Origin of the sequence: Pantoea sp. USHLN256 (assembly GCF_037149875.1) — a bacterium.
Lineage (GTDB): Bacteria > Pseudomonadota > Gammaproteobacteria > Enterobacterales > Enterobacteriaceae > Pantoea > Pantoea nemavictus.
On sequence record NZ_JBBCQO010000002.1, the window covers coordinates 207,885 to 227,325 of the forward strand.

At 55.4% G+C, this 19,441-nt stretch carries 17 protein-coding genes; 12 read left to right on the forward strand and 5 right to left on the reverse strand.

Annotation, left to right across the window (positions count from 1 at the left end):
• Positions 1–28: 28 nt before the first annotated feature.
• Positions 29–1,513 carry a MocR-like pyridoxine biosynthesis transcription factor PdxR gene (pdxR, locus tag WFL93_RS06120; RefSeq protein WP_336777530.1) on the reverse strand — a complete coding sequence of 495 codons (1,485 nt, stop codon included), beginning with the start codon at positions 1,511–1,513 and terminating at the stop codon, positions 29–31.
• Positions 1,514–1,622: 109 nt separating this feature from the next.
• Here pdxR and gabT point away from each other — a divergent pair, with 109 nt between their 5' ends.
• Both gabT and gabP read left to right on the forward strand, forming a co-directional pair.
• Positions 1,623–2,885 carry a 4-aminobutyrate--2-oxoglutarate transaminase gene (gabT, locus tag WFL93_RS06125; RefSeq protein ID WP_336777531.1) on the forward strand — a complete coding sequence of 421 codons (1,263 nt, stop codon included), beginning with the start codon at positions 1,623–1,625 and terminating at the stop codon, positions 2,883–2,885.
• Between the two features lie 102 nt (positions 2,886–2,987).
• Positions 2,988–4,382 (forward strand): GABA permease, encoded by a 1,395-nt coding sequence (gene gabP, locus WFL93_RS06130; RefSeq protein WP_336777532.1) that lies wholly within the window; start codon positions 2,988–2,990, stop codon positions 4,380–4,382.
• Positions 4,383–4,414: 32 nt separating this feature from the next.
• Here gabP and WFL93_RS06135 read toward each other — a convergent pair whose 3' ends face one another.
• Entirely contained in the window at positions 4,415–4,741 is a 327-nt protein-coding gene (locus tag WFL93_RS06135; protein ID WP_007892999.1) for a hypothetical protein, read from the reverse strand.
• 186 nt (positions 4,742–4,927) lie between these two features.
• On the opposite strand from WFL93_RS06135, the gene WFL93_RS06140 reads away from it, so the two are divergent.
• A complete protein-coding gene (locus WFL93_RS06140; RefSeq protein ID WP_336777533.1) occupies positions 4,928–6,274 on the forward strand; it encodes a glycoside hydrolase family 10 protein in 1,347 nt (448 codons plus the stop codon).
• 66 nt (positions 6,275–6,340) lie between these two features.
• Here WFL93_RS06140 and WFL93_RS06145 read toward each other — a convergent pair whose 3' ends face one another.
• Together WFL93_RS06145 and WFL93_RS06150 are read right to left on the reverse strand one after the other, a co-directional pair.
• The gene (locus WFL93_RS06145; RefSeq protein ID WP_336777534.1) at positions 6,341–7,321 is read right to left on the reverse strand and encodes a hypothetical protein; all 981 of its coding nucleotides are present in this window, start codon (positions 7,319–7,321) and stop codon (positions 6,341–6,343) included.
• A 204-nt stretch (positions 7,322–7,525) separates the two neighbouring features.
• The gene (locus WFL93_RS06150) at positions 7,526–8,464 is read right to left on the reverse strand and encodes a LysR family transcriptional regulator (protein ID WP_336777535.1); all 939 of its coding nucleotides are present in this window, start codon (positions 8,462–8,464) and stop codon (positions 7,526–7,528) included.
• A 146-nt stretch (positions 8,465–8,610) separates the two neighbouring features.
• On the opposite strand from WFL93_RS06150, the gene WFL93_RS06155 reads away from it, so the two are divergent.
• The 9 genes from WFL93_RS06155 (at position 8,611) to WFL93_RS06195 (ending at position 17,533) form a co-directional block, all read left to right on the forward strand.
• The gene (locus tag WFL93_RS06155; protein ID WP_336777536.1) at positions 8,611–9,561 is read left to right on the forward strand and encodes a PDR/VanB family oxidoreductase; all 951 of its coding nucleotides are present in this window, start codon (positions 8,611–8,613) and stop codon (positions 9,559–9,561) included.
• A complete protein-coding gene (locus WFL93_RS06160) occupies positions 9,558–10,757 on the forward strand; it encodes an amidohydrolase family protein (protein WP_336777537.1) in 1,200 nt (399 codons plus the stop codon). The genes WFL93_RS06155 and WFL93_RS06160 overlap by 4 nt, the downstream gene beginning before the upstream one ends.
• A complete protein-coding gene (locus WFL93_RS06165) occupies positions 10,747–11,202 on the forward strand; it encodes a RidA family protein (RefSeq protein WP_336777958.1) in 456 nt (151 codons plus the stop codon). Before WFL93_RS06160 ends, WFL93_RS06165 begins: the two co-directional genes overlap by 11 nt.
• A gap of 14 nt (positions 11,203–11,216) precedes the next feature.
• Entirely contained in the window at positions 11,217–12,095 is an 879-nt protein-coding gene (locus WFL93_RS06170) for a creatininase family protein (protein WP_336777538.1), read from the forward strand.
• Between the two features lie 9 nt (positions 12,096–12,104).
• Positions 12,105–13,076 carry an ABC transporter substrate-binding protein gene (locus tag WFL93_RS06175; RefSeq protein ID WP_336777539.1) on the forward strand — a complete coding sequence of 324 codons (972 nt, stop codon included), beginning with the start codon at positions 12,105–12,107 and terminating at the stop codon, positions 13,074–13,076.
• Entirely contained in the window at positions 13,073–13,906 is an 834-nt protein-coding gene (locus tag WFL93_RS06180; protein ID WP_336777540.1) for an ABC transporter ATP-binding protein, read from the forward strand. The genes WFL93_RS06175 and WFL93_RS06180 overlap by 4 nt, the downstream gene beginning before the upstream one ends.
• Complete coding sequence (locus WFL93_RS06185; RefSeq protein WP_007893014.1) at positions 13,903–14,703, forward strand: ABC transporter permease; 801 nt, start codon at positions 13,903–13,905, stop codon at positions 14,701–14,703. The genes WFL93_RS06180 and WFL93_RS06185 overlap by 4 nt, the downstream gene beginning before the upstream one ends.
• 141 nt (positions 14,704–14,844) lie before the next feature.
• The gene (locus tag WFL93_RS06190) at positions 14,845–16,233 is read left to right on the forward strand and encodes an FAD-binding oxidoreductase (protein ID WP_336777541.1); all 1,389 of its coding nucleotides are present in this window, start codon (positions 14,845–14,847) and stop codon (positions 16,231–16,233) included.
• Between the two features lie 28 nt (positions 16,234–16,261).
• Positions 16,262–17,533 carry a hypothetical protein gene (locus WFL93_RS06195; protein WP_007893017.1) on the forward strand — a complete coding sequence of 424 codons (1,272 nt, stop codon included), beginning with the start codon at positions 16,262–16,264 and terminating at the stop codon, positions 17,531–17,533.
• Positions 17,534–17,574: 41 nt separating this feature from the next.
• On the opposite strand, the gene WFL93_RS06200 is transcribed toward WFL93_RS06195, so the two are convergent.
• The gene (locus tag WFL93_RS06200; RefSeq protein WP_336777542.1) at positions 17,575–19,428 is read right to left on the reverse strand and encodes a hypothetical protein; all 1,854 of its coding nucleotides are present in this window, start codon (positions 19,426–19,428) and stop codon (positions 17,575–17,577) included.
• Positions 19,429–19,441: the final 13 nt, after the last annotated feature.

The following is a 19,441-nucleotide window of genomic DNA, read 5'->3' on the forward strand; positions in this document are numbered from 1 at the left end:
ATCGCGCCGCTACAGTGTGTGTCATCGTCTAAACGATTCCTGCGTCTACCAAACAACCTTTAAGCACACCAAATGCATCCTGGCACTGCCGTTCGTCGACACAGGCAAATCCCAGCAGCAAGCCGCGCCGGTCCTGCGGATGCATATAGTATTGCGACAGCGGACGCACCTTTACGCCACGCCGCAGCGCCAGCGCGGCCACCGCCACATCGTCGCAGCCAGCCGGTAAATTCATCACCAGATGCAAACCCGCTTCATGATTCACCAGCGGTAAAAACGCCGCACCGAGATAGCGTTCAATCAGGCCGATCATAAATCGTCGGCGCTGGCTGTAGAGCTTACGCATGCGGCGGATGTGCGCCACGTAATGCCCTTTCTGGATGAACTCGGCCAACGCGCGCTGCACCAACAGATGACCGCCGCGATAGAGTTCCGCCGCCGCCACGCGCAGCGGTTGTGCCAGCGCTTTCGGTACCACCAGATAACCTAATCGCAGTGCCGGATAGAGCGTCTTGCTGAAGGTGCCCATGTAAATCACTGGCGCATCCGGTTCAAACCCTTGCAGTGATGGGAACGGCTGGCCGGAGAAACGAAACTCACTGTCGTAATCATCTTCAACCAGCCAGCTTTTGTGTTTGCGCGCCAAATCCAGCAGCTGTTTACGGCGCTCAAGGCTAAGATGCACGCCAAGGGGATATTGATGTGACGGTGTCACGAAAATCATCTTGGGTGCCCGACTGCGCGAGGGTAATTCCGGGATCAAGCCCTGCTCATCTACTGAAATGGCATTAATTTTCAGTCCATTAATGCGCAGCAAATTTCGCGTTCCCCAATAGCCGGGCTCCTCAATCCACACTTGATCGCCGGGATCGCATAGTACGCGCGACACGAGATCCACGGCCTGATGAATGCCTTCGGTAATGATGATTTGATCGGCATCGGCACGCACCGAACGCGCCACGCTAAGGTACTCCGCCAATGCCTGGCGTAAATGCGGACAGCCGCCGTTGCTGCTGTAGATCAGCCGCTCAATATCCGGTTCACGGTTCAGGCGCGCCTGAATTTGGCTGAAAAGTTTATGCGGAAACTGCGTGACATCGGGCGCACCCGGAACGAATGCTCCCCACTGATACGGCGACGCATTGGCATGGCCGAGCAAAGATGCGCCGCGTTTAGAAATTGCCGCCGGTTTGCTGGTTAATGGCGCCATGGCCGCGTCATTGCGCGGCGTGTTCAGCGAGCCTTCCGGCAGGTTTTCTGCAATCCAGGTGCCGCTGCCGGTGCGCGCCGTGACGTAGCCCTGCGCCATCAAATTCTCATACACGTTCAACACGGTGTTGCGTGACACCGACAGTTCACGCGCTAAATCGCGAGTGGCGGGTAATCGCGTGGCGCGCGGAAATATCCCTTCAGCGATAGCGATTTGCATGCAAGCCAGCAAACGCTGCTGCAACGTCCCTTCCTGCATAAACTGCATGCGCTCTAATACATGATCGGCGTACAAACTTCGCAATTGGCTCCCCTCTTTTCTCTAAAAGTGGCTCTGGCATCATAACGCAGCCCGAGCATAAATAAGCGTGTTTGTCGTGATTTGTAAAGACGCGTATCGCTAAGGAAAGGTTATGGAAGGTAAAAACAGCCAGTTGCAACAACGCAAAGATGACGCCCTGCCACGCGGCACCGGTAATCTTTGTCAGTGGTATGTAGAACACGCCGAAAACGCGACGCTGCGCGACGGTGAAGGCAATAGCTGGATCGATTTCGCCGGCGGCATTGCGGTGCTGAATACCGGTCACCGCCATCCACGCATCGTGCAGGCGATTGCCGAACAGTTAGAGAAATTTACCCATACGGCGTTCCAGGTCACGCCGTATGAGAGCTATGTGGCGCTGGCCGAACGCCTTAACCGCGTGGTGCCCATTGCGGGCAAAGCCAAAACCGCCTTCTTCTCCACCGGCGCCGAAGCGGTCGAAAACGCGGTGAAAGTGGCGCGTGCAGCCACGCGGCGCCACGGCATCATCACTTTCGGCAATTCATTCCACGGGCGCACCTTTATGACCATGGCGATGACCGGCAAAGTGGCACCCTACAAACGCGATTTTGGCCCGATGCCTGCTTCGGTATGGCACGCGCGCTATCCCAACAGCGTCACCGGCATCAGCGTGGAGGATGCGCTGACCAGCCTGCAGGATATCTTGACTCAGGACATCGCACCGCAGGATGTTGCCGCCATCGTGCTCGAGCCGATTCAGGGTGAAGGCGGATTCCACGTCGCCCCGCCTGAGTTCTTCAACCGCCTGCGCACATTGGCCGATGAACACGGCATTTTACTGATTGCCGATGAAGTGCAATCCGGATTTGCCCGCACCGGTAAGCTGTTCGCCATGGAACACTATGCGGTGAAAGCAGATCTGATCACGATGGCGAAAAGTCTCGCGGGCGGTATGCCGCTCTCAGCGGTAAGCGGTCGCGCCGAGATTATGGATGCGCCGGGTCCCGGTGGTCTCGGCGGCACCTACGCCGGCAACCCGCTCGCCATTGCCTCAGCACACGCGGTGCTCGACGTGATTGCCGATGAGAAGCTGTGTGAGCGTTCTCAACAACTCGGCGCACAGCTGACCGATTTTCTGCACGGCATACGTAGCCAGTGCGCGGCGATCACCGATATTCGTGGTCTTGGCTCGATGATTGCGGTGGAGTTCGCCTCAGCGCAAACCGCACAGACTATTCAGCAACAGGCGATGGCGCACGGGCTGCTGCTGCTGACCTGCGGCCCACAGGGCAATGTCATCCGCTTCCTCTATCCGCTCACCATCCCTGATGCGCAATTCAGCCAGGCGCTGGAGATTCTCAGCAGCGTGCTGAGTCAGCATTTCGATTCTTAGGCTTTTGCCACTCTTCCCGGCCCGCGCTGCGGGCTGGGCTTCTCACCTGTTGTAACCTGGTGGCGACCGCTGCTGCCTGAGAGACGCTTTGGAGAAATATTGATGAGTTCACAGAATGCCGATGTTTTGGCGCAAGGCCTGAAGCCACGCCACGTGCGGATGTTATCGATTGGTGGCGTTATCGGCGCCGGACTGTTTGTCGGTTCGGGTCATGCCATCGCTGAGGCCGGTCCCGCCGTGCTGCTGGCCTACCTTGCCGCCGGTGCGCTGGTCGTGCTGATTATGCGTATGCTGGCGGAGATGGCGGTGGCCTCACCGGATTCCGGCTCCTTCTCCACTTACGCCGACAAATCGCTGGGGCGTTGGGCCGGTTTTACCATCGGCTGGCTCTACTGGTGGTTTTGGGTGCTGGTAATTCCGCTGGAGGCCAACGCGGCAGGCACCATTCTGCATTCGTGGTTTCCACAGGTTGCGGTATGGGAATACACGCTGGCGATCACCACGTTTCTCACCATCAGCAACCTGTTCAGCGTCAAAAATTATGGCGAGTTCGAGTTTTGGTTTGCTCTGCTGAAAGTCGTGGCGATTGTCGCTTTCCTCTGCGCGGGCAGCCTGGCGGTATTCGGTTTAATGCCTGGCAGCAGCACGCAAGGCATTTCGCATCTGTATGATACGCATGGCTTTATGCCAAACGGCATCAGCGCGGTATTGGCGGCGATTCTCACCACGATGTTCTCGTTTATGGGCACGGAGATCGTCACCATTGCCGCAGCGGAATCGCGCGAGCCGAAGAAGCAGATTACTCAGGCAACCAACTCGGTGATCTGGCGTATTGCGCTGTTCTATTTGCTGTCGATTTTCATTGTGGTAGCGCTGGTGCCGTGGAACACGCCATCACTGATGAAAGCCGGTTCTTACCAGACGGCGATGCAGATGATGAACGTGCCTTACGCCAAACAGATCGTTGATGTGGTGGTGTTGATTGCGGTGTGTAGCTGTCTCAATTCGGCGCTGTATACCGCGTCGCGCATGATCTACTCGCTGTCACGCCGTCAGGATGCACCCGCCATGGCGTCACGTACCACGCGCAGCGGCACGCCGTGGGTGGCGGTGCTGCTTTCCACGGCAGCGGCCTTCCTTGCGGTGATCGCTAACTATCTGGCGCCCAGCGCGGTGTTTGAATTCCTGCTGGCCAGTTCCGGTGCCATCGCTTTGCTGGTGTATCTAGTGATCGCCGCCTCGCATCTGGTGCTGCGCAAAAAGCGCGAAGCGCGCGGCGAAACGCTCAGCTATCGCATGTGGCTGTTCCCTGGCCTGACGTGGGCGACGATGGTATTCATCGTCGGCGTGTTGATTGCCATGCTGTTTAATCAGCAACATCGACCAGAGATTATTGCTACCGGCCTGCTCACGCTGGCGGTGGTGGCCGCCAGTCGCATTGTGCAGCGTAAACGCGTAGCGCGTAAAAGTGAGGAGATGGTGGCGTTGCGCTCATAAGCGCTGAATTCCGGGCAAGGATGCCGTGGAACTTAATCGTACTGCACGTCGATACTGATCGACTCTTCCAGCACATTAAGGTTAATGGCGCACTTTCGCCACACCGGCAAGCCGTTGGTCATGTTGTTATCAATGAAGTACTGCTGAAAGTCTTTCAGCGCTAACGAAAGATCGCCTATCGCCCGCGCATCCGGTTCAAACCAATCCGGCTCACCGTTTTCATCGATGTAATCGAATTGAAATTGCCCGCCATCATCGTCCGCAAACAGTTCGGCCTGGACGATCAATTCCCGCGCACCTTGTGGGCCACAGCTAAAGATGATCTGGCCGATACGGCGATAAAGGTCTTCGTATTGCATAGGTCTTGGGTTCCTCGAATTAATTAGCTGCGCGCAATAAATTGCGCCGCTACAACGTCATTGCACCTATCTGTAGCGGCGCGATTCATCGCGCAATGTATTACATCGCATTGATGAGGTGCGATTATATTGACTTTAGTTCGCATGATAAGAGAATGAGGCTCTTCGAACAGAAAGTTGCAAGAAATGGAGTTTATCATAGCCTGTTCACATCGTTTTCCCTGGGTTAACACCAACAAAAAATCCGCTGCGTTGCTGGCCATTGCTGTCGCCCTCTCTCTCGCCAGCTGCTCCTCACCGCCGCCGAAATCGCTGGTAACGCCTTTACCAACGGTCAACAAGCCGCCGATGCCCACCAAACCCACGTTAAGCAAAGAACCGGTGCGTGGCGTGTGGCTGACCACGGTTTCGCGCCTTGACTGGCCACCGATTAATTCTGTCAATGCCAGCCCGGCCAGTCGTATTCACCAGCAGCAACAAGCGTTGACAGACAAGCTGGATAAACTGAAAAGCCTCGGCATCAATACCGTGTTTTTCCAGGTCAAACCGGACGGTACCGCGCTGTGGCGTTCAAGTATTTTGCCGTGGTCCGATATGCTGACTGGCAAAATCGGTGCAGATCCCGGCTACGATCCGCTGAAATTTATGCTCGATGAGGCGCACCAACGCGGTATGAAGGTGCACGCGTGGTTTAATCCCTACCGCGTCTCTACCAACGTCAAACCCTCCACCATGAATGCGTTGAACAATACGTTAGCGCTGCAGCCGGCTAGCGTGTATGTGCTGCATCGCGACTGGATCCGCACCGCCAGCGACCGCTTCGTGCTCGATCCAGGCATTCCTGCGGCGCGTGACTGGATCACCAGCATCGTTGCAGAAGTGGTGTCGCATTATCCCATTGATGGCGTGCAGTTCGATGACTATTTCTATACCGAAACGCCCGGTTCGATGCTCAACGACAGCGCCACTTTCCGCCAATATGGTCAGGGCTTTGCCTCTAAGGCTGACTGGCGGCGCAACAATACCTTGTTATTGATTGAGCAGGTTTCACGCACCATTAAGCAGCTCAATCCAAACGTTGAATTTGGCGTCAGCCCAGCGGGCGTGTGGCGCAATCTTTCCCATGATGCGGCGGGCTCCGACACGCGCGGTGCGGCCGCTTACGACGAAGCCTATGCCGATACGCGCCGCTGGGTGCAAATGGGGTTACTCGATTACATCGCGCCGCAGCTTTACTGGCCGTTCGCACGCCAGGCAGCACGTTACGACGTCCTGGCCAATTGGTGGGCCGATGTGGTGAAGCCGACGCACACGCGCCTGTATATTGGCGTCGCGCTGTATAAAATCGGCGAAGCCTCGAAAAGCGAACCCGACTGGACGGTCAACGGCGGCGTGCCGGAGTTGAAAAAACAGCTCGATCTCAATGAGTCGGTGCCGCAAATTAACGGCACCATTTTGTTCCGCGAAAATTACCTCAATCAGCCGCAAACGCAGGAGGCGGTGAATTACCTGAGAAGTCGCTGGGGCACATAGCCCTAGCTTTTCAAAAATAAAGCGTGGCAAAATTAAATTAAGACTTTCGGCATATTAATTACACTCTTAATTGAATCTGTGCTTCCTGGCGTGAATAACGCCATTCAATCCTCGCAATGAAATCAACACCCTCCTATTGTATTGACCGCTTTTTATTAGGGTGTCGTGTAACGTATCCATACTGGTCATTTCCAGACTACCGTTATGATAAGTCGCATTCTCCATTTCATGCACACAAAGAAGCATATTTAGTCTGTGCATCAATGCACTGTTACGTACAAACGTATTGAGTACGGGAGAAATCCAATAAGTCAGTTCAACAATTTCAGCTATCTTTTTCGTTAGGCCCGCAATAATAGCGGCGCAATCACTAAATTCTACATCCTTCCAAACCGGTTCGTTATGCGCAACACGATTTCTTAACATGCGGATTGATTCTACTCTTCGTCGGATAATATCACGCTGCTGGAATTGCTGATTTTTGCCTGATACGTGCGGCAACCTTTTGAAGGCTGTCAAAAAGCCTCGAGGCCAAAGGAATCCTTTCGAAGCATCTCCGTCATAAAAGCTTTTATCAAAAATATACTCCCAGACACTGAAATCGGTCTGAGAGATGATCTGGTCAAGCGTGGCAACAGCTGTTGTGTTTGCTCCGAGCTTTTTTCTGAGCAGTCTCTGCGCATTCTTTTTCGCTTTTGCAAACCCGCTCTCAAAATTTCTCACCTGGCTGGCCTTAATTAAGGGCTTTAATCCATTAGCAGAAGGAGCTGTATTTTCATCGGTTATAAGATGATAAGGAAGCTGTTCAAACCAAAGTTGATGAGGTGTGACGACAATACAATCTTTACCTGCTTCATTAATAGCATTACGTAATGCGACCTCAACCAGTTGCAATAAACTATTGATACTACCCGAAAGTTCCAGATTCCAACTATAAAGACCAAAAACCTCAGCCTTATTAGTTACTGAAAACGCTGTATGATAACTGGTGAGTCTTGCTGGAGAGACAAGTCGAACCATATCAGTAAAATCAAAATTATTCGGCATGGTTGCGCTACTTATAATTTCCCTATAGAGGTTAAATTTATACTCCAGATAAGCGTTCAGTGCGATTGCAATATTTTTATCGTCAGAATAGAATAAGCGCGTAGCTAGTCTGACGTTCTTCTCCCGACCTGTGCGGTGCCAGATCTAAGACATCAAGCGCAAGAATCATTGCCCCAGTTCTGCTGGGGCTTCTTGTTTCTACCGCTATTCAATGTTGTCACTTCCCGCCAGCAACTCCTCACTCTGCATCAAGGCAAAAAACGACTCCAGTTCACGCAGCATCATGGAGGCGGCAATGGACAGCTGACGCTGCGGCGCGACGCACAGCGATAAGGTAAAGGGTTTCAGCACGGTATCGATCAGCGGGATAAACTTCAGTTCACCGCGCCGATATTCATCGACGATATCCAGCCAGCACATCAGGCTGATGCCCACGTCATCCCGCACCAGCGAACGCAGCATGTGAATGTTATTGGTGCGCGCCACTTCATTAATCTTAATCCCCGAACTGTTTACCAACGCGTCCAGCGGATCGGCCAGCATCAGCGGCGCAGCCGGTACGATAAACGACCAGGATTCACAGTGGCTAAAGCGAATTGATTCCAGATTAGCCAGCGGATGTTGGCTACTCACTACAATCCCCAGACGTAAATCAGCAAACGATTTCACCAGCAGCTCGCGCGAGCTTTGCGGATTGAGCATGATGCCGAAATCCGCATCCCCCGCCGTGAGCGCGTTGGCAATATGAATGTTGCTCATGGTGGTCAACGTAAACGAAATGCCCGGATAGTCGGCGCGAATGCGCTGCAAAATCGCGGAGAAGAAGCCGCGATTAATGGCATCGATGGTGGCGATATGCACATGACCGTGGCGCAACCCGCGCAGATCGTCCAGTTGTGTACAGACGCGGCCAAAGTCGCGCTGCCAGTTTTTTGCTGCATTCAGCAGGATCTCACCGGCGGCGGTCATACGTAATCCTGATGGATGGCGCTCAAACAGTGGCATATCCAGCTGCTCCTCCACCCGCAATATCTGTCGATCGATTGACGATGCCGAGACGTGCAGCACCTCAGAAGCCTTGCGCAGTGAACCCTGGCGGGCCACCTCAGTGAAATAAAGCAGAAATCGAGAGAAGGCGAACATAAGGGGTGCTCTCTTTTTTGCAACGCATCATGCGAATTAAACAGATGGACGCTTACACATGGGCAAAATAATAATCGTCGCCATGATAAAAACAAGGGTTTGCGTAGCTGCAACGCTGGTGACATCCCTGTTCAGGCAGACAGATTATGAAATCGACCAACTTCCCTGTCACCGTCATCGCAAAGCAGGTCAACGGTGCAGGCAATGTGTTATTCACGCTGGCGAGTGACAACGCCCAGCCGCTGCCGGCCTTCACGCCCGGTGCGCATATCGATGTAGTGATTCCCGACTGCGGTACGCGCCAGTATTCACTCTGTTCAGCGGCAGCAACGGCCGATCGTTACGAAATTTGCGTGCGTCTTGATGATAACTCCAGCGGCGGCTCGCGCTGGCTGCACCAGCAAGTCGACTGCGGCGCTAGCTTACAGATCTCCGCACCTCGCAACCATTTTCCCCTGCCACACGCGCCGCGCACGCTGCTGTTTGCTGCGGGTATCGGATTAACCCCGCTGCTGGTGATGGCCGAAGCGCTGGCGGCGCGTCAGGCGGATTTCACGTTGCATCTTTATCTCAAACGCGCCGATGAGTTGGCATTCAGTGAACGCCTCAACCAGCTTGGCGCACAGCTGGTAGTCCACTACAGCAGCGAAGGCGACAGCCTGCGCCAGCACATCCCGGACGATCTCCGGCAGCCGCACAACAGTGTACTGGTCGCCTGCGGCCCGGCCGGTTTTATGGACGCTCTGCAGCAGCGGGCGTTGCAGCAGGGCTGGAAAGCCGATCAATTGCACAGCGAACGCTTCAAACCCACAGCGGCAGTGACGGCTGGCGGCGCGTTTGACGTGGAAATCGCCTCTTCCGGCGCACGCTATGCCGTGGGCGCAGAACAAACTATCGCGGAAGTGCTTGAGGAGGCGGGCATTGAAATCGAACTTTCCTGCGAACAGGGCATGTGCGGCGCCTGTATTACCGGCGTATTAGCCGGCGAGCCGGATCACCGCGATGACGTGCTGAGCCAGCAAGAGCGCGCGGCCAATAATTGCATCGTGCTGTGCTGTTCGCGCGCACGATCCCCACTGCTGGTGCTGGATCTATGAACCGTTATCCTGGAGCGAACGGGGCACGTTTACCCCGCTGGCTGCTGCCAGAAAACTGGCCGCTGACGAACCAGCAACCGCAGCTGGCCACCTTACATTTCCACGCGGCGGGTCTGCAGTTCGAACCTGCCAGCCATCAGCCACATCCAGAATATCTGCCGCTCAACGGCGCGCTGGTGCTGCCGGCCTTTATCGAGCCGCATGCGCATCTGGATAAAACCTTCACAATTCAGCGCAGTCCAGCGCAACAGCCCGGCTTGCTGGCGGCGATTGCAGCGATGCATCAGGACCGTGTGCACTGGAACGCCGAAGATTTGCAGCAGCGCGCCACGCAGGCGCTGCACTGGGCGGTGGAAGCCGGTGTCGGTTTGCTGCGCACGCACATTGACTGGTTCTCGGTTGATGCACCATTAGCGTGGCAAGTGATTGGCGATCTGCACCATCCGCTGTGCAATCTCGAACGCGTGGCGCTGGCGCCCCTCACCTTCTTCGCCGATGCCAGCGATGCACAGCACATTGCCGCGCAGGTGGCGACCAGCGGTCCGGGCGCGCTGTTGGGCGGTTTTATTCACAGCAGCAACTGGGATGCGCAGGCGTTTCAGCATCTGCTGGACGCCGCCGAGCTGTGGCAGCTGGATGTCGATCTGCATATTGATGAAGAACTTAACCCGCAAGCGCAAGGATTACGCTGGCTGGCGCACTATTTGCAGCAGCATCCCTTTAGCGGGCAGATCACCTGTAGCCACAGCTGTGCGTTATCGCAGCAGGAGGATGCGGAGCAGATTCTCGATGTGCTGGCTCAACATAAGGTCACGTTGATTGCGCTGCCGCTCACCAATCTGCTGTTACAGGATGCGGTGCCGGATCGCACGCCGCGTCAGCGCGGGTTAACGCTGGTAAAAGAGGCGCAGGCGCGCGGCATTCCGCTGCTGCTCGGCGCCGACAACGTGCAGGACGCGTTTTGCCCGTTCGGCAGCTATGACCCGCTTGATACGTTGTTTAGCGGTTTGCTCAGTCTGCAACTCGACGCGGCGTTTGATCAGGCCTCGGCGCTGATCTGCCAACGCAGCGCGCTGCAGGCCAACGATTTAGTGATATTTCCTGATGCTGAGGTGGCGAGCTGGCCGTTACGTCAACGCCAGCGCTATCGGCTAAAAAACGGTGTGCGTTATGGAGAAACAACAGATGGCGCTTGATGAAGGAGCGGGAAAACCGCTGGCGAAATATGCTGCGTGGCGACGCGCGGGCGACTTCATTTTCCTCTCCGGCATTATCCCGGTGAATCCGCAAACTGCCACCATCGTGCGCGGTTACGACGACATTCCTGAAGCGGCGCAGCGGCTGCTAGGTCGCAGCGGTGAGTTCTCCACCGATATCAAAGAGGGGCCGATTCTGGCGCAAAGCTGGTACGTGCTGGAGAGCATTCGCGCCACCATCGAAAGCGCGGGCGGCCAGATGAGCGATGTCTTCAAGCTGGTGCAGTATTTCCGCAATCTCGACCATTTCCCCCACTACAGCCGGGTGCGTAAGCAGTTTTTCCCTGATGCACCGCCGGTTTCTACCGTGGTGCAGGTGAGTGAAATGCTGCCGAGCCCGGACGTACTGATTGAAGTTGAAGCCACGGCGTGGTTGCCGCAATAACACGAGGAGTTGAAATGTTGCATGGTTATATTCCGGCAAACCGCTTTTTGCCGTATCTGAGCTGGACCGATATCGCCACGCTGGACGATAAAGCCAACACCGTTATCGTGTTGCCAACCGGCGCGATTGAACAGCATGGCCCACACCTGCCGTGCGCGGTGGATAGCGTGATCTCCTCGGGCGTGGTCGGTCATGCGCTGGCGCGTTTACCGGCGGCGATCCCGGCTTACGCCATCCCGCCCATCACCTATGGCAAATCAGATGAACATCTGCATTTTCCCGGCACGCTGACGCTGACCGGCGAAACCCTGCTGCACACCATTCTGGAGATTGGCGAATCACTCTATCGCGCCGGTTTCCGCAAATTCCTGATGGTTAACGGCCACGGCGGTCAACCGCAGCCGTTGCAGATGGCGGCGCGCGAGCTGCGTCTGCGCCACGGCGACATGATCATCATCATGCAAGACACCTTCAAAGTTCCGAACTGCGCCGAGAGTTTTATGGATGATAAAGAGCGGCAAATGGCGATGCACGCCGGTCACGCCGAAACCGCGCTGATGCTGGCGCTGGCGCCCGACACCGTGCAAATGGACAAAGCGGTGGCTAACTATCCGCCGGCATTCCCCTGCCCAACGCTCTCAACCAACAAACCGATGGCGGCGTGGGCTTCTTACGACTTCGGTCCCAGCGGCGTGATTGGCGATCCGTTGCCCTCCACGCCTGAGCAAGGCGCGGCGATCCTCGACTCGCTGGCGGAAAGCTGGGCGCAGGTCATTACCGAAGTGCATCAAATGACGTGGGTGACACGCGCCGAACCGGCGTGGGGCACCGGCCAGTGGCAAGGCAAAGTATTAGACCACAACGACGCAGCCGCCTTTTTACAACCGCGCTAGGGAATATTGATGAAAAAAACATTGAGCATTGCTGCCGCACTTGCGCTGGCCCTGTCGGCCCCGAGCATGGCGGCTGAGAAATTCACCTTTATGACCAACTGGTATGCGCAGGCCGAGCACGGCGGCTTCTACCAGGCGCAGGCGCAGAATCTGTATCGCGATGCTGGTCTCGACGTCACGATTAAAATGGGGGGTCCGCAGGTGCATACCATGCAGCTGATGGCCGCGGGCCAGGCGGACTGCATCATCAGCGATAACATGCAGGCGCTGGAAATCTGGCAGCAAGGCGTGGAAGCGATGCCGGTGGCCACCACCTTCCAGCACTCGGCCATTGCGTTTCTCACCCATCCGGACGTGAAGAGTCAGGCCGATTTGCAGGGCAAAACCTTCCTGCTGGCCGCTGAAGCTTACACCTCCTATTGGCCGTGGGCGCAGAGCGCATTGAACCTGAAAAATGCCCGCGTGCGCCCTTATACCTTCAGCATTCAGCCGTTCCTCGCCGATAAAACTCTGGTGCAGCAAGGCTATATCACCTCCGAACCGTTTGCGGTGCAGAAGGCCAATGCGCAGGCCAATGTTTATCCGATCAGCGATTGGGGTTATCCACCGTACGGCAACAGCATCGTGTGCATGAAATCGACGATTGAGAAACGTCCCGCCGCAGTTGCGGCGTTTGTGAAGGCCTCGATGCAGGGCTGGAAGAATTACCTGCAGGATCCCAGCGCCGGTAACGTGCTGATCAAGAAAGAGAACCCACAAATGAGCGATGAACAGATCGCTTTCGGCATCGCTCAGATGAAGAAATATCAGATGCTGACCGGCGGCGATGCGCAAACCGGCGGTATCGGCATCATGACTGAAGCGCGTCTCAAGCAAACCTGGCAACTGCTGGTCGATACCAAGCTGATCGATCCGGCCAAAGTACCGTTTGATGGCAGCTACACGCTTAAATTCATTCAAGACGTCAAGGTTCTGCCATGAATACCGCCAGCCATCTGACGCTGCTGAATCACGATGCGCAAGCGGTGCCGCGTTCTGCGGCGCCGCCGGCAATTGAAGTGCTGTCAGCAGAAAAAATCTATCCCAACGGCACGCGCGCGCTGCTGCCGGTCGATCTCACCATTCGTCAGGGCGAATTTGTCTCGCTGCTCGGTCCCTCCGGCTGCGGCAAAAGTACCTTGCTGAAAATGATCGCCGGGCTGATTGAGCCGACCGATGGCAAATTGCTGCTGTTTCGTCGCGATCGCCGTGAAAATCAGCGCGATCTGCCGCTGTCATTCGTGTTTCAGGAAGCCACGCTAATGCCGTGGAGCAACGTGCATAAAAACGTGCGTCTGCCGCTCGATTTAGCCGGTGTACCGCGTGCCGAAGCCGATACGCGCGTGCGTGAGATCCTTGAGCTGGTTGGTCTCGGCCAGTTTGGTCACGTGCTGCCGCGCGAGCTCTCCGGCGGCATGCAGATGCGCGTGTCGATTGCGCGCGGTCTGGTGACGCGTCCCAAAGTGCTGTTAATGGACGAACCGTTCGGTGCGCTGGATGAGATTACGCGTAACAAGCTGGATAGCGATCTGCTCGATTTATGGCAGGAGCAGAAGCTGACCGTGGTGTTCGTCACCCACTCGATTCAGGAAGCGGTGTTTCTCTCGCAGCGGGTGATCATGATGGCGGCGCGGCCGGGGCGCGTGGTGGATGACATCCGCATTGAAAGTAGTGCGCCGCGTGATGATGAATTCCGCGTCAGCCAGCACTTCACCCAATATGCCCAACAGCTGCAGCGCGGCCTGTTGGCAGCGAGCAAGGAGAGTCAATGATGAAACCGCTAGCGGCACATCGCCAATTTCAGCAGTGGCTATTTCCGGCTATCGTCGCCATCGCCATGCTGCTGCTGTGGCAGTTTCTGGTCACCACCTTCAAGGTGCCAACGTTTCTGGTCCCTTCACCGCTGGTGGTAGCGCAAAGCCTGGTGCAAAACTTCCCGACGCTGTTTATGTCGCTGCTTTACACCCTGAAAATCACCGTCATCTCGTTTGTGCTGGCGATTATTATCGGCTCAATTGTGGCGTTTCTGCTGGTGCAAAATCGCTTTATCGAGACCGCGCTGTTCCCCTATATCGTGTTTTTGCAGGTAACGCCGATCGTCGCCATCGCCCCGCTGATCATCATTTGGGTGAAAGACACCACGCTGTCGCTGGTAGTGTGCGCCACGCTGATGGCGGTGTTTCCAATAATTTCCAATACCACGCAAGGTCTGCGTAGCGTGTCGCCAGGTTTGCTGAGCTATTTCCGTCTCAATCACGCCTCGCGGCTGCAGATTCTGCTGCGCCTGCGTATTCCTTCCGCGCTGCCCTACTTCTTCGGCGCGTTGCGGATCTCCAGCGGTTTGTCGCTGATTGGCGCGGTGGTAGCGGAGTTTGTTGCCGGCACCGGCGGCACCGATACCGGGCTGGCGTACCAGATTTTGCAGGCCGGTTATCAGCTCAATATCCCGCTGATGTTTGCCGCGCTTCTGCTGATTTCGCTGGCTGGCTTCCTGCTGTTCGCTCTGATGTCGTGGCTGACGCGCCGCGTGCTGGCGGCATGGCATGAGAGTGAGCTAAGTCCCAGCTAATGGTCGCACCCAACGTAGCGGCGCAATTTATTGCGCATTGCTGGCACGGTGAGTGTGAAACAGCGCGATAAATCGCGCCGCTACGAACATGTGCATGCATCAGGTGCGGCGCCAGAACCCAATAAACAATAGGAATAAAACATGTCTGATTCCGATCGCCAGTCTGCACTGGCGGCGCTGGTCGCGGCGTTGCCTGAACTCGACTGGATCAAAGAAGCGCCGAAGGTTAAACGTCTGTCGCGTGATTTCCACTGGTTCAGCCCGGTGCTGAAACCGCAGCTGGAGGAGAAGTTTGCAGAACTGGCGGTGCGACCGCGTGATGAACAGGAGCTCACGCAAATCGTCGCGGCCTGTGCCAAACAGCGCGTGCCGCTGAACCTGCGCGGCGGCGGTACCGGCAACTATGGTCAGCTGATTCCGCTGAACGGCGGATTGATGGTCGATATGACGCGGCTCAACGCCGTTACCGCCGTTGGTCACGGCACGGTGCGCGCGCAGGCGGGCATTCGCCTTGGCGAGCTGGAAGCGCATACGCGTCCGCTCGGCTGGGAACTGCGCTGCATGCCCTCCACCTGGAAACTGGCGACGCTCGGCGGCTTATTTGGTGGTGGATTTGGCGGTGTTGGATCGATCAACTATGGTCCGCTGGCCGCGCCGGGTAACGTGTTGTCGGTGCGGCTGATGACCATGGAAGAGACGCCGCGCATTATTACCCTACAAGCGCCGGACGCATTGCTGCTGCATCATGCGTATGGCAGCAACGGCATCGTACTGGAGATTGAACTGGCGCTGGCGCCACGTCATAACTGGATCGAGCGTCTCGACCTCTTCGCTGACTTCCCGGCAGCGATGGCCTTCGCCGATGCGTTAGCACGCTCGCCCGGCATGGTAAAACGCCAGATTGCCGTATTCGCTGCGCCGGTTCTTGATTACTTCACCGATCTGGCCGCTGCTGATGTGGCGGGCAAGCACGGCGTGATTGCAGTGGTCGGCAGCGAAAGCGATGGGTTGCTAGCTGCGCTGGTTGCCCAACACGCTGGCCGCAATGCACTCCATTTCGCTGAAGGGGAAAACAGCGGCCATTCGCTGATCGAATATTGCTGGAACCACACCACGCTGCAGGCGCTGAAAATCGATAAAACGCTCACTTACCTGCAAACCGCCTATACGGCGGAGAACTATCAGCAGCAAGCCGTAGCGCTGGAAGCGCAACTCTCCGATGAAGTGATGTCGCATATTGAATTCCTGCGCGACATGAACGGCAGTATCACCTGTAGCGGTTTGCCGCTGGTGCGCTATAGCGACGAAGATCGTCTTAACGCCATCATGGATATTTACCGCGCTAACGGCGTGAAAATAAATAATCCGCACGTGATTCATATTGAAGATGGCAAACAAGGCATGGTGCGCGCCGATGTGGTGGCGATGAAACGCGCCTGCGATCCGCATAATTTATTAAATCCCGGCAAATTACGCGGCTGGGAAGTGCGTGACACGTTACCGGATGTGCCTATTCCGGGCGTGAATTGATCATTTTATTTTAATTAGGGATGTGCAAATGAAAACACTTAAATGTGTCGGATTGGCTGCGCTGTTTTTCCCTCTGGCTCCGGCGGCATTCGCCGCCACGCAGAGCAATATCAGCGATTGTCAGTACGATGCCAGCGGGGTAAATAGCTTTAGCGATATATTTACCTGCGGCACGGTGAGCGGCAGTTTACGCACGCTTTATTACTCCACGCATAATGCGTATTTCGCCAAAGGGTTCAATCAGGATACCGCCAGCTATGGCGGCAGCCTGAAATATGAAACGGCGCCGGTCTATGGTTTTCGTGCGGGTGTCAGCGCGATATTCCTGCGTGGCATCGATCATCCCGATGAAGCACATACGATTAGTGATATTGGTGATAATCAGACCAACGTCGGTGAAGCCTATTTAAGCTGGCAGCAGGATGATTTCCACATCACCGCCGGCGATCAGCGCATCAATATTCCCTTTGTCGGCGACTACGACTGGCGTATTACGCCAATTCTGTTCCGCGGCGTGGATGCTAATTACGGCGACAGCACCAATTATCTCCATGCCACCAAAGTCTGGCGTTATAAGCCCTGGGGCGACGATCAGTTCCTCAACACCACCGCCTACACCGATATTGATGAGCGCACTAACGGCATGTGGGCGATTGGCGGCGGGCGCGGTACGCAGTGGGATGATAAAAAGCTCGCGGGTCAGTTGTGGTACGAAGAGTACGCCGACTATTCACGCCTGGTGTACGGTGAGAGTCATCTGCAGTGGCAACAAACGCTATTCCAGCCGGACGTGGGCTTGCAATTTATGCGCGGCACCAGCGACGGCAAAGCGTTAGCAGGTGAAGTGAACAGCACCTCTTACGGTGCACAGCTGGCGCTAAGCTTTACCCCAGCGCTGAGCTGGAAGCTGGGTTATAACCACATCGCCGCCAGTGCCAATAGCTGGGGCAACGGTTCGCTGGTCGTGCCGTATGCGCATAACACGTCATCCGGCCCCTATTTCGCCCAGCCGTTCTTTACCAGCACCCAGGATTTAGGTAGCGGCAATGCTTATTCAACCAATCTGAATTACGTGCTGAATGAAAATCTTTCACTGGGTACGCAATATTCATTTATGGATCTTAAACCTTCAGCCGCTTCGGACAGTATTAATCAATCTGAATATCTGGTCTATTTCACCTGGGCTTTCAGCGGCGTGCTAAAAGGATTGAGTGTGACTGATTTCGCCGGGGTGCAAACGTCACCGCTGTACGATAGTCACTTCTGGCAAAACCGTTTAAGTTTGCAATACGATTTTTAACGTAATATCCGCCAGCAACCTCCTGTTGCTGGCTATTTTCATTAATAGGGATCGGTGGCGCTCATTAATTCAATACTGCGTTCCACCCCGTTCACCCGCACCTTAAGAAAACGTCGGGTACGCCAGCTGCCATCGGGATTTTGCACCGCTTTTTCAAATGTCGGGCCATGCAGCAGCAGCTCTTTATTATTGTTGTAACCAAAGCCGACATCTTTATTGCCAATCCAGTGCTGCTCAAACGCCACGACTTTTGCCGCATCCAGCGTTCTACTCTCTTCGGCGCTGCAGGCGGTAAAACTTTTACGGAAAATAAAGCATAAACCGGCCTGATAACGATCTTTGCCATTGGTCTCTACCAGCGCAATCGAGAAACCGGTATAGGCGGCGATTTTGACGTAGAGTTTGGTGCGCGCGCCCTGGCCGGAAATGTGCACCTTCACCACCGGGCTGGAGCCTTCGCTGTGCCAGCTACCAATCGAATCGGCATTGTCACGCGCCTGCAAATAGATATTGGCGGCGCCTTCTGGCGTGCGATTGCTGAAGTCGACCTGGGTTTCACTTTGCGAAAGATATTGCGCGGTGCCGACAATGCGCACGTGTATTTGCGTGGACGACCCTGAAAAGTTGAATTCACCGACGTAAAACCACTGGTCAGCGTCTTTACGGTTATCCATATGGTGCTGCGAAGTGATGACATCGTAATTAAGCGAGCCCTGAATAATCGCGCCCCAATCAGAGATCTCCATCACGCCACGATCGCCTTCCGCCAGCAGAGCCCAGGGCTCAATGCCATCGGTGCTGTAATCAAAACCGGCGCTCTGATTGTGAATGCTCTTTTGAATAATGGTAGCGCGACAGTAGCCGAGTTTGAGCGGATTAGCGGTCGACTCAATCGCTAAACCTTCAATCACCCACTGACCGTTCGTTAGGTCACCGGCAAATTCGGAATGCTCAATCCAGCCATTGCGGATAAAGGATTGGGTACAACGCGGCAAATCCAACACCGGTTTAAGGGTGCCGCCTTGAAGGTTGAAATTTGATAGCTCAATCGCCGTTGAATGATCCCACGCACCCTGAGCCTGATCGGACCAGCGCGCATAGACGATGCTGTCCTGGCAGCCGCGCGCATAAAACTGGTCGATTTTACAATCCAGCGTATCGATCAGATCGAGTGCGCGCCCCCCCAAATAACGGAACTCCATGCTGCTGACGCGCAGGAACTGGCCACCTGTGATGGTGTTAGCAAAGAAGCCCACTTTGTTAAACGCTGTGCCGCCATCCTCACCACTATTGGAACTCATCCCTTTGATGACAAAACCGGAAACCTCGGCGTAACGCGCCTTTACTTTGAAGAAATGCAGGCCGCGCGGTTTGGTTTCCCAGTTAAACACCAGCGTGGTAGTAGGAAAATAGCCGAAGTTAACCGATGCGCCGGTGACTTTAAAACGGTTGATTTCAGTGGCCGAGATATCAAACGTCGACATGCTAAACACGCCTGCGGTAAAGCGAATCCCAGCTGAAGGCAATACGCGCTGTGACCAGGCAAACATGCGCTTTACCGCCTCAACACAGTCAGTTTTACCATCGGCGACCGCGCCAAAATCAACCACCGTTACTGCGTTGTAATCGAACAGCACACGCTTCCAGCGCTTTCTTCCTGCGGTAACAAAGTTCAGTCCGCCATCATCTACGGTTGTGGTATCGGAAGCATCGTAGATAAATACACCACCGCCCATTTTAGTGCCTTGTGTATATTCCAGTACCGAAGCAACTTCACCTGCGGTTGACGGCTCCGTCGCACGTAGTTGTGCGATATCACGTAACTGAATCACAGATGCCGCTGCCGCAACGGCATTTTGCGGCGTGATATTGGTATTGCCGGACGAATTCGTCATGGTGTACCCCTTA

Coding starts and splice junctions, on each gene's coding strand:
- WFL93_RS06190 (WP_336777541.1), top strand. CDS start 14,845: ATGTCTGATTCCGATCGCCAGTCTGCACTGGCGGCGCTGGTCGCGGCG.
- WFL93_RS06195 (WP_007893017.1), top strand. CDS start 16,262: ATGAAAACACTTAAATGTGTCGGATTGGCTGCGCTGTTTTTCCCTCTG.
- WFL93_RS06185 (WP_007893014.1), top strand. CDS start 13,903: ATGATGAAACCGCTAGCGGCACATCGCCAATTTCAGCAGTGGCTATTT.
- gabP (WP_336777532.1), top strand. CDS start 2,988: ATGAGTTCACAGAATGCCGATGTTTTGGCGCAAGGCCTGAAGCCACGC.
- WFL93_RS06135 (WP_007892999.1), bottom strand. CDS start 4,741: ATGCAATACGAAGACCTTTATCGCCGTATCGGCCAGATCATCTTTAGC.
- WFL93_RS06180 (WP_336777540.1), top strand. CDS start 13,073: ATGAATACCGCCAGCCATCTGACGCTGCTGAATCACGATGCGCAAGCG.
- WFL93_RS06145 (WP_336777534.1), bottom strand. CDS start 7,321: ATGCCGAATAATTTTGATTTTACTGATATGGTTCGACTTGTCTCTCCA.
- WFL93_RS06160 (WP_336777537.1), top strand. CDS start 9,558: ATGAACCGTTATCCTGGAGCGAACGGGGCACGTTTACCCCGCTGGCTG.
- WFL93_RS06150 (WP_336777535.1), bottom strand. CDS start 8,464: ATGTTCGCCTTCTCTCGATTTCTGCTTTATTTCACTGAGGTGGCCCGC.
- WFL93_RS06175 (WP_336777539.1), top strand. CDS start 12,105: ATGAAAAAAACATTGAGCATTGCTGCCGCACTTGCGCTGGCCCTGTCG.
- WFL93_RS06140 (WP_336777533.1), top strand. CDS start 4,928: ATGGAGTTTATCATAGCCTGTTCACATCGTTTTCCCTGGGTTAACACC.
- WFL93_RS06170 (WP_336777538.1), top strand. CDS start 11,217: ATGTTGCATGGTTATATTCCGGCAAACCGCTTTTTGCCGTATCTGAGC.
- WFL93_RS06165 (WP_336777958.1), top strand. CDS start 10,747: ATGGCGCTTGATGAAGGAGCGGGAAAACCGCTGGCGAAATATGCTGCG.
- WFL93_RS06200 (WP_336777542.1), bottom strand. CDS start 19,428: ATGACGAATTCGTCCGGCAATACCAATATCACGCCGCAAAATGCCGTT.
- WFL93_RS06155 (WP_336777536.1), top strand. CDS start 8,611: ATGAAATCGACCAACTTCCCTGTCACCGTCATCGCAAAGCAGGTCAAC.
- gabT (WP_336777531.1), top strand. CDS start 1,623: ATGGAAGGTAAAAACAGCCAGTTGCAACAACGCAAAGATGACGCCCTG.